General features: G+C 71.4%; 15 protein-coding genes. 6 read left to right on the forward strand and 9 right to left on the reverse strand.

Going from position 1 to position 16,139, the window contains the following annotated elements:
- Positions 1-281: 281 nt before the first annotated feature.
- Positions 282-1,823 carry an ABC transporter substrate-binding protein gene (locus ACF3NH_RS00980; RefSeq protein WP_422924696.1) on the forward strand — a complete coding sequence of 514 codons (1,542 nt, stop codon included), beginning with the start codon at positions 282-284 and terminating at the stop codon, positions 1,821-1,823.
- A 50-nt stretch (positions 1,824-1,873) separates the two neighbouring features.
- Here ACF3NH_RS00980 and msrB read toward each other — a convergent pair whose 3' ends face one another.
- From msrB to ACF3NH_RS00995, 3 genes are all read right to left on the reverse strand, one after another.
- Positions 1,874-2,275, reverse strand: coding sequence for a peptide-methionine (R)-S-oxide reductase MsrB (msrB, locus tag ACF3NH_RS00985; protein ID WP_198364367.1), 402 nt, complete (start codon positions 2,273-2,275; stop codon positions 1,874-1,876).
- A gap of 105 nt (positions 2,276-2,380) precedes the next feature.
- Complete coding sequence (locus ACF3NH_RS00990; protein ID WP_422921544.1) at positions 2,381-3,181, reverse strand: arginyltransferase; 801 nt, start codon at positions 3,179-3,181, stop codon at positions 2,381-2,383.
- A 51-nt stretch (positions 3,182-3,232) separates the two neighbouring features.
- Positions 3,233-5,704, reverse strand: coding sequence for a penicillin acylase family protein (locus tag ACF3NH_RS00995; protein ID WP_422921545.1), 2,472 nt, complete (start codon positions 5,702-5,704; stop codon positions 3,233-3,235).
- Between the two features lie 89 nt (positions 5,705-5,793).
- On the opposite strand from ACF3NH_RS00995, the gene ACF3NH_RS01000 reads away from it, so the two are divergent.
- The gene (locus ACF3NH_RS01000; RefSeq protein WP_422921546.1) at positions 5,794-6,171 is read left to right on the forward strand and encodes a YraN family protein; all 378 of its coding nucleotides are present in this window, start codon (positions 5,794-5,796) and stop codon (positions 6,169-6,171) included.
- Between the two features lie 9 nt (positions 6,172-6,180).
- On the opposite strand, the gene ACF3NH_RS01005 is transcribed toward ACF3NH_RS01000, so the two are convergent.
- The 6 genes from ACF3NH_RS01005 to ACF3NH_RS01030 form a co-directional block, all read right to left on the reverse strand.
- Positions 6,181-6,945 (reverse strand): short-chain dehydrogenase/reductase, encoded by a 765-nt coding sequence (locus ACF3NH_RS01005; RefSeq protein WP_422921548.1) that lies wholly within the window; start codon positions 6,943-6,945, stop codon positions 6,181-6,183.
- Positions 6,946-6,974: 29 nt separating this feature from the next.
- Positions 6,975-8,204 (reverse strand): multidrug effflux MFS transporter, encoded by a 1,230-nt coding sequence (locus ACF3NH_RS01010; protein ID WP_198364362.1) that lies wholly within the window; start codon positions 8,202-8,204, stop codon positions 6,975-6,977.
- Between the two features lie 157 nt (positions 8,205-8,361).
- The gene (locus tag ACF3NH_RS01015; protein WP_198364361.1) at positions 8,362-9,300 is read right to left on the reverse strand and encodes a lactate/malate family dehydrogenase; all 939 of its coding nucleotides are present in this window, start codon (positions 9,298-9,300) and stop codon (positions 8,362-8,364) included.
- Position 9,301: 1 nt separating this feature from the next.
- Positions 9,302-10,783, reverse strand: coding sequence for a DASS family sodium-coupled anion symporter (locus ACF3NH_RS01020; protein WP_198364360.1), 1,482 nt, complete (start codon positions 10,781-10,783; stop codon positions 9,302-9,304).
- Between the two features lie 698 nt (positions 10,784-11,481).
- Positions 11,482-12,030, reverse strand: a complete 549-nt coding sequence (locus tag ACF3NH_RS01025) for a hypothetical protein (RefSeq protein ID WP_198364359.1) — start codon at positions 12,028-12,030, stop codon at positions 11,482-11,484.
- Positions 12,031-12,245: 215 nt separating this feature from the next.
- A complete protein-coding gene (locus tag ACF3NH_RS01030) occupies positions 12,246-12,383 on the reverse strand; it encodes a hypothetical protein (RefSeq protein ID WP_422921549.1) in 138 nt (45 codons plus the stop codon).
- 296 nt (positions 12,384-12,679) lie between these two features.
- On the opposite strand from ACF3NH_RS01030, the gene ACF3NH_RS01035 reads away from it, so the two are divergent.
- From ACF3NH_RS01035 to ACF3NH_RS01050, 4 genes are all read left to right on the forward strand, one after another.
- Positions 12,680-12,832 (forward strand): hypothetical protein, encoded by a 153-nt coding sequence (locus tag ACF3NH_RS01035; RefSeq protein ID WP_422921550.1) that lies wholly within the window; start codon positions 12,680-12,682, stop codon positions 12,830-12,832.
- Positions 12,833-13,368: 536 nt separating this feature from the next.
- The gene (locus tag ACF3NH_RS01040) at positions 13,369-14,697 is read left to right on the forward strand and encodes a tyrosine-type recombinase/integrase (protein WP_422921551.1); all 1,329 of its coding nucleotides are present in this window, start codon (positions 13,369-13,371) and stop codon (positions 14,695-14,697) included.
- 43 nt (positions 14,698-14,740) lie between these two features.
- Complete coding sequence (locus ACF3NH_RS01045; protein WP_422921552.1) at positions 14,741-15,463, forward strand: hypothetical protein; 723 nt, start codon at positions 14,741-14,743, stop codon at positions 15,461-15,463.
- The gene (locus tag ACF3NH_RS01050; protein WP_422921553.1) at positions 15,439-15,894 is read left to right on the forward strand and encodes a PIN-like domain-containing protein; all 456 of its coding nucleotides are present in this window, start codon (positions 15,439-15,441) and stop codon (positions 15,892-15,894) included. Before ACF3NH_RS01045 ends, ACF3NH_RS01050 begins: the two co-directional genes overlap by 25 nt.
- Positions 15,895-16,139 lie beyond the last annotated feature (245 nt).

Below are 16,139 nucleotides of genomic sequence, written 5' to 3' on the forward strand. Positions count from 1 at the left end.
TGGATGCGCGTGATCATGCGGGGAGCGTAGCGAAGCCCCCTGTCGCCCACAAGGGGAGAAACGCCATCCCACGGCGCCTTGCCGCCACGCCGCACGAGGCCGCACACTGCCCGCGAGATCCGGCCCATCGGCGAAGCCGCCCCGGCAGAGGGCGGCGGCCGTGGCGCCGGCGGGATGGCAAAGGCCCGGTACGACCGGCCCCTCTGAGGAGATCCGCTTCCGTGCGACGCAGACAGTTCCTGCAGGCCAGCCTGGCCCTCCCCTTGGCCGCTCCCCTGGCCATGACCGGCCTCGCCGCCCCCGCCCTGGCGCAGGCCGCCGCCCCGCTGCGCTTCGTGCCACATGCCGACCTGGCCAATTTCGACCCGATCTGGGGCACCCAGTACGTGGTGCGGAATGCCGGCATGCTGGTCTGGGACACGCTCTATGGCGTCGATTCCGCGATGCGGCCGCAGCGGCAGATGGTCGAGGCGGAGGAGGTCTCGGCCGATGGCCTGACCTGGACCTTCCGCCTGCGCCCGGGCCTCAGGTTCCACGACGGCGAGCCGGTGCTGGCGAAGGACGCCGTCGCCAGCCTCGCGCGCTGGTCGGCGCGGGACGGCATGGGGCTGATGATCCGCGCCCTCCAGCAGGAGCTGGTCGCGGTCGACGACCGCACCTTCCGCTGGGTGCTGAAGCAGCCCTACCCGAAGATGCTGCTGGCGCTCGGCAAGAACAACGCGCCCTGCGCCTTCGTCATGCCGGAGCGGATCGCGCGGACCGATCCGTTCCAGCAGATCACCGAGTATGTCGGCTCCGGCCCGATGCGCTTCCTGCGCGACGAATGGCTGCCCGGCGCCCGCGCCGTCTTCCAGCGCTTCGACGGCTACGTGTCGCGCGATGAGCCGGCCTCCTGGCTGGCCGGCGGCAAGCGCGTCGCCGTGGAACGGGTCGAATGGGTGATCATCCCGGATGCCGCGACGGCCGCCGGCGCCCTGCAGAGCGGCGAGGTGGACTGGCTGGAGACACCGCTGGCCGACCTGATCCCCGTGATGCGGCGCAACCGCAACATCGCGGTCGATATCGCCGATCCGCTCGGCAATGTCGGCGCCTTCCGCATGAACCACCTGCACCCGCCCTTCAACGACGTGCGCGCCCGCCGCGCCATCCTGATGGCGATGAGCCAGGAGGATTACATGCGGGCCATCGTCGGCAGCGACGATTCCCTCTGGAAGCCGATGGCGGGCTTCTTCGCCCCCGGCACCCCGCATTACAGCGAGGCCGGCGGCGAGATCCTGAAGCGCCGGCCGGACCTCGACGCGGCGAAGCGCCTGCTGGAGCAGAGCGGGTATGCCGGGCAGCCCGTCACCTGCATGGTCAGCCAGGACCTGGCGCCGCACAAGGCGATGGGCGACGTCACGGCCGACCTGCTGAAGCGCCTCGGCATGACCCTCGACTTCGTCGCCACCGACTGGGGCACGGTGGTCGGGCGGCGGGCGCAGAGGACGCCGCCGGGCCAGGGCGGCTGGAACATGTTCCACACCTGGCATTCGGGCGCCGACTGCGCCTCGCCTGTGGGCTATTCGGCGATCCGGGGCAATGGCGAGAAGGCCTGGTTCGGCTGGCCCGAAAGCCCGGCCACGGAGGCGGGCATCGCCGAATGGTACGCCGCCGCCACCCCCGCCGCCGAGCAGGCCGCCATCGACAGGATCAACGCCGCCGCCGTGGAGGATGTCGTCTTCGCGCCCCTCGGGCAGTTCATGGCCTACCAGGCCTGGCGCAGCAACGTCTCCGGCATCACCAAGGGGCCGGCGCCGCTGTTCTGGGACGTGAAGAAGGGGTGAGGCCCGCACCCGGGAGGGGGCACCGCCCCTTCCCGCGGGGCGGCGCGCCGTCAGTCGGGCCGGAAATCCATCGCCACCCCGTTGATGCAGTAGCGCTGGTGCGTGGGCGGCGGCCCGTCGGGAAAGACATGCCCGAGATGGCTGCCGCAGCGGGCGCAATGCACCTCGGTGCGGATCATGCCGTGGCTGCGGTCCGTGGTGGTGCCGACGGAGCCCTCGACCGGCGCGCCGAAGCTCGGCCAGCCGGTGCCGCTCTCGAACTTGCCGCCCGAGGCGAAAAGCGGCTGGCCGCAGCCGGCGCAGAGGAAGGTGCCGGGGCGCTTCTCGTGCAGCAGGGCGCAGCTGCCGGGCCGCTCGGTGCCATGCCCCCGCATCACGCGGTACTGCTCGGGGGTCAGGCGACGGCGCCATTCCTCCTCGCTGAGGGTCACTGGATAGGTGATCTGGTCCATGCGCGGTCTCCCGTCATCCCTGCCCGGCATATTGGGCGTGGCGCGCGGCGGGGGAAGGCCCGGTGGAGGGGAAGGCCCGGTGGAATTGTCCGGTGGAGCGGCGCCTCAGCCGCCCAGCGGGGTGAGGCGCGCCGCGGCGCCGGCCTCGCGCTCCCCGGCGGCGGGCGCGCCGAGCGCGATATCGGCCTCCTCGAGCCGGCGCCAGGCCCCTCCGCTCAGGATCTCGCTGGGCCGGAAGCGGGACTTGTAGGCCATCTTGCGGCTCTGCGGCACCCAGTAGCCGAGATAGACATAGGGCAGGCCCAGCTCCACCGCGCGGCCCACCAGCCAGAGCACGACGAAGGTGCCGAAGGAGCGCTTCTCCAGCTCCGGCTCGTAGAAGGAATAGACCGCGGAGAGGCCGTCGCTGAGCCAGTCGGTCAGGCAGCAGGCGAGCAGCGCGCCGCTGGCGTCGCGGAACTCGACCACGCCGCTCGAGATCGGCGTGTCCTCGACCATGGCGCGGTAGTCGTAGAAGCCCATCGCCGCCATGTCGCCATCCTGGTGGCGCGCCCGCTGATAGCGCTGGAACAGGGCGAACTGCTCCGCCGTGGCCCGGGCCGGGGTGGAGCGGCCCTCCAGCCCCTCATTGGCGCGCAGCACCCGGCGCTGGGTCCGGTCGGGCGCGAAGGCGGCGGCGTCGATGCGGATCGGGATGCAGGCCTGGCAGCCGTGGCAGACCGGCGAATAGGCGATGTTGTGGCTGCGGCGGAAGCCGGCGCGGGAGAGGCGGTCGTGCAGGGGTTCCGCGTCCGGGCCGGTCAGCTCGGTCACGATCTTCCGCTCCATCCGCCCGGCCAGGTAAGGGCAGGGCAGCGGCGCGGTCGTATAGAAGAACTGCGGTCGGCGGGCGGAGCGGTGGAGCATGTTTCCGGCAGTTTCCCCGGCCCCGACGCCGGACGCAACGACAGATACGCCTCATTCCCCAGGAACCAGGGAAAGCCTGCCCCCCGACTGGCGCGGGGCGGTCCCCAGTGGCAGCAGCGGCCGCCCCTCCGCCCCGCCGCCCCCCGCCCAGAGCGGCGCCTGATCGGCCCAGTGCGGCGAGAGCGGATGGCCCGACTGACCGGTGGCGATGACGGCCATGGCTCCCTCCGGGTCGCCGAGGTCGAAGACGGCGCGCAGCCCGGCCCCCTGCACATGGGCGAAGTCGCCGCGCATGCCGCCGCGGCTGATGGTGTGGTCGTCGCCGGCGGTGGGCAGGACGATGCCGCTCCAGGGGCCCAGCACAGGCAGGAAGCGCAGCAGGGGATGCTCCAGCCGGGCCTGGTGCGCCGCGCCCCAGCGCCAGGCGGCGGGCTCGGGGCCGAAGCGGCGGGCGAGATCCGCCACCGCCTCGCGCAGGGCCGTGGCGGCCAGCGCGGCGCAGGCGCCGCCCTCGGCGAAGGGCGGCGCGGCCTCGGTGGCCCCCGCCCCGGCCCCGGCTCCGGCCTTCGCTGGGCGGCACCAATGCGCCCCGCGCCCGTCCGGATGCAGCACGAAGCGCAGGAACTCCGCCGTCGGCGGCCAGCCGCCCTCGGGCACGCCGCCATGCGCCAGCGCCAGCCGCGCCGCCCGTGGCCACCAGGCGTTGAAGATCAGCGGCTGCGGCCGGTCCGGCGCCATCTCCCCCTCCCAGCCCAGCAGCAGGTCGCGCGCCGCCCCGGCCGGTCCCTCGGGGCGCGGCAGGGCCCGCAGCAGCGGCAGCATCTCGCGGGCGAAGAGGCTGACCGCGTCCCGCTGCATCACCGCCAGGTCGCCGGGCGCGTGGCGCTCGCGCTGCGCCAGCAGCTCGCCGATGCGGCGGAAGCGCCAGTCGCCATACCAGTCGCGGCCGAGATAGGGCCCGGCGCCCTCGGGCTGGATGCGGTTGTTGGCATTGGCCAGCGCGCCCCCGGGCGGGTTCTCGCGATGCGGCAGGTCGTCGAAGGGGACGAAGCCGAGCCAGTCATGGCTGCCGTCCCAGCCGGGCGCCGGCAGGCCGCCATCCCCGGCGCGGCGGACCGGCGTCCGGCCCGTGAGATAGAGGGCGATCCCCTCCCGCGCCGAGGCCACCATCAGGTTCTGCGGCGGCGAGGAGATCAGCGCCGCCGCCGCCCGTGCCGCCGCGAGCGAGGTGGCCCGGTTCAGCGCCAGCAGGCCATCCGCCGCGCGGTCCTGCGGCGCCAGATTGGCCATGCTGACGGCGAGCACCGTCCCCACCTCCGCCCCCTCGCCCCCCGCGCCATCCAGGTCGCTCACCACGGGCCCGTGCCGGGTCTCGCGCACCCGCAGCACCTCCGGCTCCCGGCCGCGGACGCGGATCACCTCCTCGCGGATCGTGAAGGGCCGCGGCCCTTCCGGCGTCTCGTAGCCCGCCGGCCCGGCCAGGCGCTCGACGAACAGGTCCTGGGTGTCGGAATGGGTGGTGGTGAAGCCCCAGGCCAGGGCCTCGTTGCGGCCGATCGGCATCAGCGGGATGCCAGGCGCGGTGGCGCCGGCGCGGAAGCGGCCGCCGGGCAGCTCGATCCGCGCCAGATACCACAGGATCGGCGCCTGGAAGCCGAGATGCGGGTCGGAGGCGAGCAGCGGCGCCCCCGTCACCGAGCGGGCGGCGGAGAGCGCCCAGGCGTTCGAGGCCGTGGAGGGCAGCGGGGCGTCGAGCGGGAAGCGCGGCAGGGCGGCGGCCAGGCGCGCGAGGCGCGCCGCCGGCGGCAGGTCCCGCGCCAAGCCGGCGAGATCGGCGCGGCCGGGGCTTTCATCCGCCGGCCAGAGCTCGGCCAGCCGCTCCGGCGGCAGCAGCGCCGCCAGCCGCGCCCGGTCCAGCTCGGTGCGCCAGTTGTTCGACAGCCACAGGCCCATGGTCTTGGCCCAGAGCAGCGAATCCGCCGGCCGCCAGGGCTCGGGCGCGCCGAGCGGCAGGAACTCCGGCGCCGCCAGCCGGCCGCGCTCGCCGATCCAGGCATTCACCCCCTCGGCATAGGCCTCCAGCATGTCGCGCCCCTCGGGCGAGAGCGCCAGGACATCCGCCTCGGCGCGCTGGCGCAGGCCGAGGGTGCGGCTGAAGCGATCGGCGCGCAGCGCGGCCGGGCCGGCGATCTCGGAGAGCCGGCCGGCGGCGTTGCGCCGCATCAGCTCCATCTGGAACATCCGGTCACGCGCATGCAGCCAGCCCAGCGCCAGGGCGGCGTCACGCTCGCTCGCGGCGGTGATGCGCGGGATGCCGTGCGAATCCTCGACCACCTCCACCGGCGCCGCCAGCCCGGCCAGGACCAAGCGCCCCTGGCGCGGCGGCAGGCTGGCCCAGAGCAGCCCCGCCACCGCCGCCCCGGCCAGGACCAGCACGGCTGATCCGGCCCAGAGGCCCCGCCGGAGGATCAGGCGCAGCGGGCGGCGCCGCGAGGGGGCCTGGCGGCCGGCATCTCTTCGCATGGCTTCCGATGTAGGGCAGAACCGGCGGCGCCACAGCCGGGGCCGTGCAATTTCATCGGAGGCCCCGGAAGGTGACCAGGAGCGCCGCCATGCCCGAGGAGACCCGCAGTGCCGCGGAGGCGCGTGGCCGCGAGGCCGAGGCCCGTGTCGCCGCCCGGCTGGAGGCGGAGGGCTGGCGGGTGCTGGCGCGCCGCCAGCGCGCCGGGCGCGGCGGTCCGGCCGGCGAGATCGACCTGATCGCCGAGCGCGAGGGGCTGCTGGCCTTCATCGAGGTGAAGCGGCGCGCCCGGCTCTCGGAGGCGGCGCTGACCCTCGCCCCGGCGCAGCAGGCCCGGCTGCTGGCGGGGGCGGAGGCCTGGCTGGCGGCGCATCCCGGCTACGGCGCGGCGGGAGTGCGCTTCGACCTCGTGCTGGTGGATGCGGCCGGGCGGATGCGGCGGATCGCCGATGCGTTCCGGCTGGAGTGAGGCGGCCGGCTACCCGCCGCCGCCGTCGATGGTCAGGATGGTGCCGGTCGTGTAGCCCGAGCAGGGGCTGGCCAGGAAGGCGACGGCCTGGCCGATCTCCTCCGGCTTCGCCGCCCGGCCGAAGGGCATGGCGGCCTGGAATTCGCGCCAGCGCTCCGCGTCGCCCAGCTCGGTCTGCGCCCGGTGCCGGGCCAGCATCTCCTGCCGCTCGGTCGCCACCGGGCCGGGATTGATGCCGACCACGCGCATCCCGTCCTTCGGTGCCGCCTTGCCGAGCGCGCGGGTGAAGGCCATCAGCGCCGCATTGCCCGTGGCTCCGGCGATATAGCCCGGCGGGAAGCGCTCGCCGGCGGCGCCGATGACATTGACGACCACCCCGCCCCCGCGCGCCGCCATCGCCGGATAGAGCGCCCGCGTCAGGGTGATGAAGCCGAACACCTTGAGGTCCCAGGCGCCGCGCCAGGTGGCGTCGTCCACCGCCTGCAGCGTGCCCGGCGGGATGGCGCCGGCATTGTTCACCAGGATATCGACCGGCCCGGCGGCCTCGGCGATCCGCCGCGCCTCGGGCTCCCGCGAGAGGTCGGCGGGCGTCACCGTCACCGCCACCTGGTAACGGGCGCGGATCGCCGTGGCGGCCGCCTCCAGCGCGGCGGCGTCCCGCGCCACCAGATGCAGGTCGCAACCCTCCGCCGCCAGCACCTCGGCCGTCGCCCGGCCGATGCCGCGCGACCCGCCCGTGATCAGGGCGCGTCGGCCCCGCAGCCCGAGATCCATCCTGTGTTCCCCTCCTCAATTCGCTCCGCTCAGCCGGCCTCCCGCCGCAGGGCGAGCCGGAAGGCAGCCTGCCCGATCAGCGCGGCGGCGGCCAGCACCACGGCGGCGGCCAGCGCCGGGTCGCCGCCGATGCCGGCCAGGGCGGCGCACAGCGCGCCCACCGCCATCTGGCTGAAGCCATAGAGGCCGGCGGCCGAGCCGATCACCTTCGGGTTGACGCTGACCGCCTTGGTCAGGGCCAGCGGGCTGGCCAGGCCGACGCCGATGGCGAAGATCAGCGGCCCGCCCACGGCGATGGCGAGGTTCAGCCGGTCCAGCAGCACGGCGCCGAGGAAGAGCAGCGCGCCGCCGACGCCGATCAGGCTGCCGAGGCGCAGCAGCCGCGCCAGCCCGACCGGCGCCACCAGCCGGTTGGCCAGGATATTGCCGAGCGCCGTGCCGGCCACCAGCACCACATAGACCAGGCCGACCTCATGCACCGGCCGGCCGAGCTGCTGCACCAGGATGAAGGGCATGGCCGCCAGATAGGCATACCAGCTCGTGGTGGCGCAGCCCCCGCCGATGGCGAAGCCCAGGAAGGCCGGCGAGCCGATGAGCTGCCGGTAGTCCCGCGCCAGGGCGGCGACCCCCCTGCCCCTCACCTGCCGCCCCGTCTCCGGCAGGCGCCACCAGGCGAGGCCGGTGGTCAGGGCGCCGACGACGCAGAGCGTGACGAAGATGCTGCGCCAGCCGAGGGTCTCGGACAGCGCCGTGCCGAGCAGCGGCGCGATGCCCGGCCCCACCGAGACGGCCAGGTTGAGCATGGCGAGCCGCGAGGCGGCCTCGCGCGGCTCCGCGGTGTCGCGGACCATGGCGCGGCCGAGCGCCAGCCCGGCGCAGCCGCCCAGCGCCTGCAGCAACCGGGCGCCGATCAGGAAGCGCACCTCCGGCGCCAGGGCGGCGGCCAGCCCGGCCAGGCTGTAGAGCGCGAGCCCGGCCAGCAGCACCGGCCGGCGCCCCAGCGCGTCCGAGACCGGGCCATAGGCGAGCTGCCCCAGCGCCAGCCCCAGGATGTAGAGGCTGATGGTCAGCTGCATGGCGCCGGTGCTGACGCCGAACTCCGCCGCCGCCTGCGGCAGGGCCGGGACGAAGATATGGATACCGACGGTGCCGGAGGTGGTGATCAGCACCAGGAGCCAGAGCGGGGGGCGGGGCGGCGCGGCGGACACGGCGCCAGCCTCGCCCTCGATGCGAGCGCGGCGCGGGGAGGAGTCGGACATCCGGCCAGCTTTCCGCAAAAGCCGTGGCGGCGGCAGGGCCTATCTGCCGCCATCCGGCGCCCCCCGGACCGGGCCTGACCACGGGCGGGGCAGCCGGGCAGGCCGGGCGCCCAGGCTCCAGGCAGATCCGGCCCGATCAGGCCGGGCCGGCCAGCCCCTAGGTCATCCCCTGCCGGATCGCCTCGTGCAGCACGCCGGCGCTGTGCGTCAGCGCCGCCGTCTCGGCCTCGTCGAGCGGCGGCAGCAGCGGGCGCGAGGCGCCGCGCGCACCCAGCACATGCGGCAGGGAGATGCAGGTCTCGGGCACGCCCAGCACCTCGTCCATGAAGGTGGAGACGCTGAACAGCACATGCTCATCGGCGACGATGGCGCGGGTGAGCCGGGCGATGCAGCCGCCGATGCCGAAATTGGAGACGCCCTTGCCTTCCTTGATCCGATAGGCCGAGGTGCGAACCTCCTGCGAGATGACCTGCCGCAGGGGCGGCGGGATCGGCTGGCCGAGGGTTTCGGCGAAGCGTTCGAGCGGCATGCCGCCGGCATGCGCGCCGCTCCAGTGCAGCACCTCGGAATCGCCGTGCTCGCCGAGGACATTGGCATGCACCGAGCCGGGCGAGACGCCGAGATGCTGCGCCAGCCGGTCACGGAAGCGGGCGGAATCCAGCGCGCAGCCGGTGCCGATGGCCCGCCCTGGCGGCACGCCGAAGCGCCGGACCGCGATGGCCGGCATGACATCGACCGGGTTGGTGGCGAAGAGCAGCACCGTCTCCGGCGCCACCTTCAGCACCCGCTCGATGATGGCGGCGACGACGCGGACATTGGCCGCCATCAGATCGAGCCGCGTCTGCCCCGGCTTCAGGCTGGTGCCGGCGGTGATGACCACCACGTCGGCGCCCGCCAGATCGGCGTAGTCGCCGGCGCGGATATGGCCGCTGCCGCCGAAGGCCGCGGCATGGGCGATGTCCTGGGCCTCGGATTGCGCCCGCGCGCGGTCGAGGTCGACCAGCACGATCTCGCCCACGCCCGGCGTCAGCGCCAGGAGATAGCCCGCCGCCGCGCCGACCAGCCCGGCGCCGATGATGCCCACCTTGCCGTTCATGTCACAGCGCTCCCATCCAGGGCCAGATCGTCGCCGAGAACAGCGCGATCAAGGCCACGCCCGCCGCCGTCATCACCAGCCCGACCTTGGCGAACTGCGTCGTGCTGAAGGCGCCGGTGCCGTAGCAGAGCATGTTCTGCGGCGCGTTGGTCGGCAGGATGAAGCCGAAGGACACCACCCAGCTCTGGATCAGCACGATGCCGAAGATGGTGTGCTGCGGGAGGGGCAGGGTCTGCGCGAAGGCGATCATGATCGGGATCAGCGTGCTGGCGAGGCCGGTGGCCGAGGCGAAGCCGAGATGCAGGATGATGCTGAACAGCGACAGCGCGACGATCACCATGACCACCGACATGCCGGCCAGGCCGAGCTGCCCCAGGGTGACGCCGGCCAGCCAGGCGGCGGCGCCGCTGCGCGAGAGCAGGATGCCGAGCGAGATGCCGGCGGCGAAGAGCACCACCGTCCCCCAGGGCACCTGCTTCTCCGCCTGGGCCCAGTTCATCACGCCGATGCGCGGCATCAGCAGCAGGGCGATGCCGAGCTGGGTCGTCGTCGTGGTGTCGAGCGGGTGCAGCCAGCCCTCGGTGGACCAGAGGATCAGCAGCATCACGGCGACCAGCATCAGCCGCCGCTCGGCCGGCGTCACCGGGCCGAGGCCGGCGAGCTCCTCCTGCAGGCGGCGATTGGCCTCGCCGGCTTCCGGCACATGCGGGCGCAGCAGGAACAGGGCGGTGAAGAAGAGCACCGCGCACATGCTCAGGGTGAAGGGCAGCGCGGTGATGAACCAGCCGCCCCAGGTCACGGTCTCACCGAAGGCGCCCTGCATGAAGCTCAGGCTGATCAGGTTCTGCGCCGCGCCGGTCTTGATGCCCATATTGAAGACCGAGCAGACCTGCGCCGTGACGATCATCAGCGTGGCGCCGAGGCTGCTGGTGACCGGCAGGCCGAGGGCGGTGACGATGCCGACCATGATCGGGATCACCGCGCCGACCCGCGCCGTGGCCGAGGGGATGAAGAGCGCCAGCACGAAGCCGACCAGCATGGCGCCGATCAGCAGCCGCGCGGGCGAGATGCCGACCTTGCTCATGACCAGGAGCGCCACGCGGCGGTCCAGCCCGGTGATCTTCAGCGCGACGGCCAGGAAGAGCGCGCCCGCCACCAGCAGCACGGCGGAGGAGGAAAAGCCCGTCAGCATCACCGCCAGGGCGGAGGAGGAGGTCATGGGCTCGCCCCCCGGGGTGAGCGACTTGCCCATCAGCCCCAGCACGGCCATGCCGGTCAGCACGATGGCACTGGCGGCCGGAGAGACGCATTCGGTGACCCAGAGGATGATCACCAGCGCCAGCAGCCCAAGCGCGACCTGGCCAGCCGGGTTGAGGCCGGCCGGCGTCGGCAGCATCAGCACGGCGCCATAGACCAGGAGGGCCAGGGCCAGGAAGGCGAGCTTGCGGTTGGAGGTCGGTTCGGCGGGCGAAGACAGAAGCATGGATCTTCCCTCATCGGGTGGCGTCATCCCGGCTTAGACGCAACACCGCGATGACACCCGTTACATTGCCGCGATGCTGCGCTGCCCGCCTTGCTCCAGATCAATCCTCGGGAAGATGGGCGAAGGGGGGGGCGGCGGCCTGGACGGGGGTGTCCGGGCCGCCGCGGAATGCCTCCGGGGGCGGAGACATGCCGAAGTGAAGTCTGGGGGTCCTCGGCTGCCGGGAAGCGTAAGCGAAGCGGCCGGGCAGAAAAGCCCTCGGCCACCCCCCTCCTGTCTTCATGGACACACTGTTGCTCTGATGTCACAGAAACTCACCTGAGAGATGAATGGCCATTGCGCCGGAGCTACCGGGCGGGGCATCCGGCGCGGCACCACCCGCTGTTCCGCCGGGTCGTCCTCCTGCGGGAGAGGCCGGGATACGGCGCCGGCGCGCCGCCGCCGAGTCCCGGCGAGGCGGCGCGCAGGAGCAACGGGCCAGGGACATCGGCGTGTGGCCTGACAAGGCGGGAGAGTGGATCGACCGCTTGGTCAGTCCCGAAGGACTGGAACCCGCTCAGTCGCGAAGATGGCAGGGCAGGCTCCGGGCGGGGCGCAGGGCGGCGCGGGAGGCAAGGTCCCGGCGGTCCCGGCCGAGGCGGACAAGGCCCCGACCGTATCTGACCAGCCCATAGCCACCGAGGCCGATCCCAAGGAGACTAGCGCCCCAGATCACGGCGGCGAGGATATCCTGCGGTCCCATCGACCATGCCGTCCCCGTCCAGCTTCGGCGAAGTATGGCCGCTGGCGAGGACGAATTCCAGCCTGACGACATAGGCGAGCGACATCACCGCCGTCGCCGCCAGGGCGGCGCCATAGGCGTGGAACAGGCTCGGCTCCAGCACCCGGGCCAGGGTCGGCGGGTCCGACATGGCGACCAGCCCCAGCGCCGCCGCATGGCCGCAGAGAAAGAACAGCAGCATCGCGCAGAGCCAGCGGTTGAGCCCGCCGGCGCATTGCCAGGCACGCTCCGGCGCGCAGGCCCGGAACACCAGGTCCGAGACCGGCCAGAAGGCCAGGGTCAGGCCCAGGGCCGAGGCCTGCAACCCATAGCGCACCAGCAGGTCCCCGAGCTCCGCGGACGGCACGGGCATTCGGTAATGGTCCCGGAACATCACCGTCAGCGTCCCCAGAAGGCCGAAGGCCTGGGCCAGCGTCCAGCGCGCCAGGTTCTCCATCGCCACCTCCTCGCCGACAGCATCTGCCATGCCTGCGCCGGCCCGGCAATGTTCTTGTTATGTTCCTATCATCAACCTCCGCGGAACGCAGCTGAAACCTTTCATAGCGTTGAAAATCCTCGGTTCTCCGGCGGCGGACTCTGCGGAGGACCGGAAACCGGAGTTATCCCCAGTTTGCGTGGACAGCCCTGTGGGCAAGTCGAGGGATAATCGGTTCGGCCCGGTGGACAGCCGCCCCGCGCGCCTCAGCAGAACAGCATCTCCAGCAGGCTCAACACACCCCCGACGGCGAGGAACAGGGAGCCCAGCATGATCAGCAGAAGGCCCACGACATATTTCAGCGTCTCCACCCCGAGAGCGATCAGCCACCAGCCGAAGGCCAAAGCCTGCCGTCCTTGCTGGCAGCGGGGCCGTTCCGGCTCCTGACGCGGGGCGGCGGTGAACGGACCGGACCATGACGGACAGGACCCGGCAACGACCGTGAGAATCCGGCCCTGCGGCCGCATCGCGCTGTCCGACCAGGCAGGAGACGGGTTCAGGAGGCCGATCACGAGGAAAGGGGACAGGAGATATCGCAACACGACAAAATACAATTCCAGGTTGAGTTCCGCTTTTTCACTCGCCTTTTAACCAGAAGTTATGCATAGTCCTGCAAGTCATTGTTCCGGATGTCGATCCCATGGATCCGATTCCTGACCCCGCCAATTCGAACCGGAAGCCGCCGGAGACCATGGCGGCCGACGCCGAGCCCCGGACCGTGGCTTTCGCGAGCTACATGAACAACTGGCTCCGGCGGCCCGTCGAGGACGCTCCGACCAAGTCCGAGAAATAGGCAGGGCCCCGCCACGAAGGCAAAGCCGCCAGCGACCCGGACGGGCCACGTCGAAACGCCAAAAGGCCCGTCGGGGACGGGCCTGGATCACATGCCGGACTATCAACTTTTCACGGGGTGGCCGGATCGCGGTCCGGTGGAATGGTGGGCGCACTAGGGCTCGAACCTAGGACCCGCTGATTAAGAGAAGGCGTTTCGACGCCGCCAGCAGGCTCATGAAGCCCGCTAGCCTACACCGAATCGTTGCGGAACAGCGGGTTGTGGATGGACCATGGGCCAATGAGCCACATGACACCGTCCATAGCCCACTTTTTGCTGAGTCCGCGAGGAGTCCGCCAGCCGAAATCAGGGGGCCGTCAGGAAGAATGGCCTGAGGCAGGACACACAGAAAGCTGGTGTTCTATGTGTTCTAGTGTTCCACACATATATTTATATAGTCTTTTCAGGTTCTTGGCCGGAAATCGGGCTGGAACACCAATGAGTCCGCGTCGTGTGCCGGTGTTCCTGACTGCGGATCCGAGCCGGGAGCAGGGCCGGTGAAGCTTGGGAAACGCGAGATCGATGCCCTCACCTGCCCGCCTGAGAAGAAGGACGTCCTGGTCTTCGACGACGCCCTTCCCGGCTTCGGGCTGCGGGTGACCGCGTCCGGGAAGAAGGTGTTCATCCTGCAGTACCGAGCCGGCGGCGCGGTGAAGCGGATGGTGCTGGGCGATTACGGGGTGATCACGCCGTCCCAGGCGCGCGCGAAGGCTGAGGAGGCCCGTGGGAAGGTCCGGGAAGGCCGCGACCCCCTTGGCGAGCGTAAGGCCAGCCAGGCGGCCGCTGTGGCCGCCGAGGCCCAGGTGAAGCGGCAGAAGGCCGCAGCCTCCCTGACGGTCAGCGTGCTGATCGAGCGCTGGGCCGAGATGGCGCTGAAGGACAATGCGCCGGCCTATCGGCGTGAGGCTGTGCGGGCCCTGCGGGTCAACCTGGCGACCCTGCTTCCGCTTGCCGCCTCGTCCATCGATCACGAGGAAGCGCAGCGGAGCATCGACGCCGTGACGGCCGACCGCGGCGAATCCATGGGCCGGCGCACCCGAGCCTATGCCCGGGCTCTCTACAACTGGGCGATGAAGCGCCGCCTGGTGCCGGCCAATCCCTTCGGCGACGTGCACACTGAGGGCCGCGAGGTGTCCCGCGACCGCGTGTTGAGCGATGACGAGCTGCGCCAGGTGTGGCTCGCCACAGAGGGCCTCGGCCTGCCCTTTGGCCCCTACATGCGGATCCTGATCCTGACCCTGCAGCGGCGCACCGAGGTGGCGGGCATGCGCTGGAGCGAGCTGTCGCCTGACCTCTCGACCTGGACCGTGCCGGCCGACCGGGCGAAGAACCGGCGGGCGCATCTGGTGCACCTGCCGGAGGCAGCCAGGGCTATCCTGTCAGCCCTTCCTCATGTGCCGCACGGGCTTGGCAAGCGTCCGTTTACCGGACGGATGACTGCGGGCTATGCCGAAGATAGCCCTCCCTCCGATCTGGTTTTCACGACTAACGGTGAAACGCCCGTCTCCGGCATCAGCAAGGCGAAGGCCCGGCTGGACGAGCTGATCCATAAGGCCCGCGCCCAGGAGGCCGCCCGGCGCGGCCAGAATACCTCGCCAGCGGCCATGCTGTCCTGGCGGCTGCACGACCTGCGGCGGACAGGTGTCACCGCCCTGGCGCGGCTGGGAACGCCGCCGCATGTGGCGGATCGGCTACTGAACCATGTCGAGGCAACCGGGATCCAGGGCGTGGCTGCGGTCTACCAGCGGCATGACTTCTTGGCGGAGCGCCGGGCGGCGAGCGAGACCTGGGCGGCGCATGTGCTGGCTGTGGCCGGCGGGTCCTAAGGCAGGTCTTGCCCCAAGGCGGCCCGACTGACAGATTCCTCGCGTGAGCATGGCCCCCGCCCCGATGGTCATCTACCCTGTTGCCTATGCGGCACGGTTAGCCGGTCTCGACACCAACACCGCGCGGCGGTGGGTGCGAGGCTACGCCTATGGCCCGAAGGGCCAAAGGCGACAGGGGGCGCCGGTCCTGCAGTTGGCGCCGGCGGGGAAGGAAGGGCAGCTCGGGCTGACCTTCGAGCAGCTCCTGACCCTGCGGCTTGTGCGTGCGTTCCGCGAAAAGGGCTTGGGCTTGCCGACGATCAAGAAGGCTGCTCAGGAAGCCGTTACCCGGTACGGGATCAAGAATCCCTTCGTTTCTCGGGCCTTTCGCTCGGACGGCCGGTCTGTTTTCATCGAGTTGACGAAGCGCGGAGACCTGCGAGGTGACGAGCAACTCATGGTCAACGCCCTGACCGGTCAGCACCAGTTCCGGGAGGTCGTTGAGCCGTCACTCTTTCAAGACGTGGTCTTCACCGGTGATGTGCCGAGTCAGTGGTTCCCTCTGGGCCGGCAGCATGCGGTGGTGATCCGGCCGGATCGTGCCTTCGGCGCACCGCACGTGGCTGACAGTGGGGTCAGGACCGATGTCATCGCCGAGGCGGTGACCGCAGAGGGCGGCAGCGAGGCGGCGATCGCCAGGGTAGCAAGCTGGTTCGGCATTGCGGAGGCAGGCGTGCGGGATGCCCTGGCAGCGGAAGCGCAATGGCAGACACCCAAGGCCGCCTGACGTTCGTTCTCGACGAGAACTCCGGCGGCCTTCTACATCTGCTTCGGCAGGCACGGGCTGTGGCGCATGAAGATCTGATCGACCTGCGGGAACTCGGCATTCCGGCTGGAACACTGGATCCCGATTTGCTGGTCAAGCTTGGTCGGCACGCGCGTCCGGTCCTCGTGACGCGCGATGGCAGCATGCTGGAGCCGGTCATTCAGCGCGGCGCTTGGCGAGATGGGGGCGTGATGCTTTTTCTGATGGGCAAGGCCTGGGGCAAGCTGCCCTTGGCGGAGCTGACGCGGCGGGCGATGTTTCTTTGGCCGAGCCTGGTGGCGCAGGCCGAAGCCAGTGCGGCGGGGGCGGCGTGGCGGGTTAGCCCCACGATTCCAGCGACGTCGGGCAATGCGTTCCGCCTGGTCACTGGGCAACACGCCGCAATCTCATAACCTCCACGGAGGGGCGACCTAGGCAAGTCGAGATGCCCTGGACCAAAGCCTCTTGGATCATTGCCGCCAGCGCCTGACCCTGACTCGGCCGTCGTCGGCCGGAGAAGTTCGTCGTCACCGGGACGAGGGCGAGGGTTGAGACCGAGCCCTGGAAGGCCAGCCTGTCGAAGCAGGCGACGGCAAACACCACATTGGTCCACCCAGACCTATCCAAGGCCATGGTGTGGCGGCACCCACTGACCAGG

The sequence above is a fragment of the Pseudoroseomonas sp. WGS1072 genome (assembly GCF_049340465.1).
GTDB lineage: Bacteria > Pseudomonadota > Alphaproteobacteria > Acetobacterales > Acetobacteraceae > Pseudoroseomonas.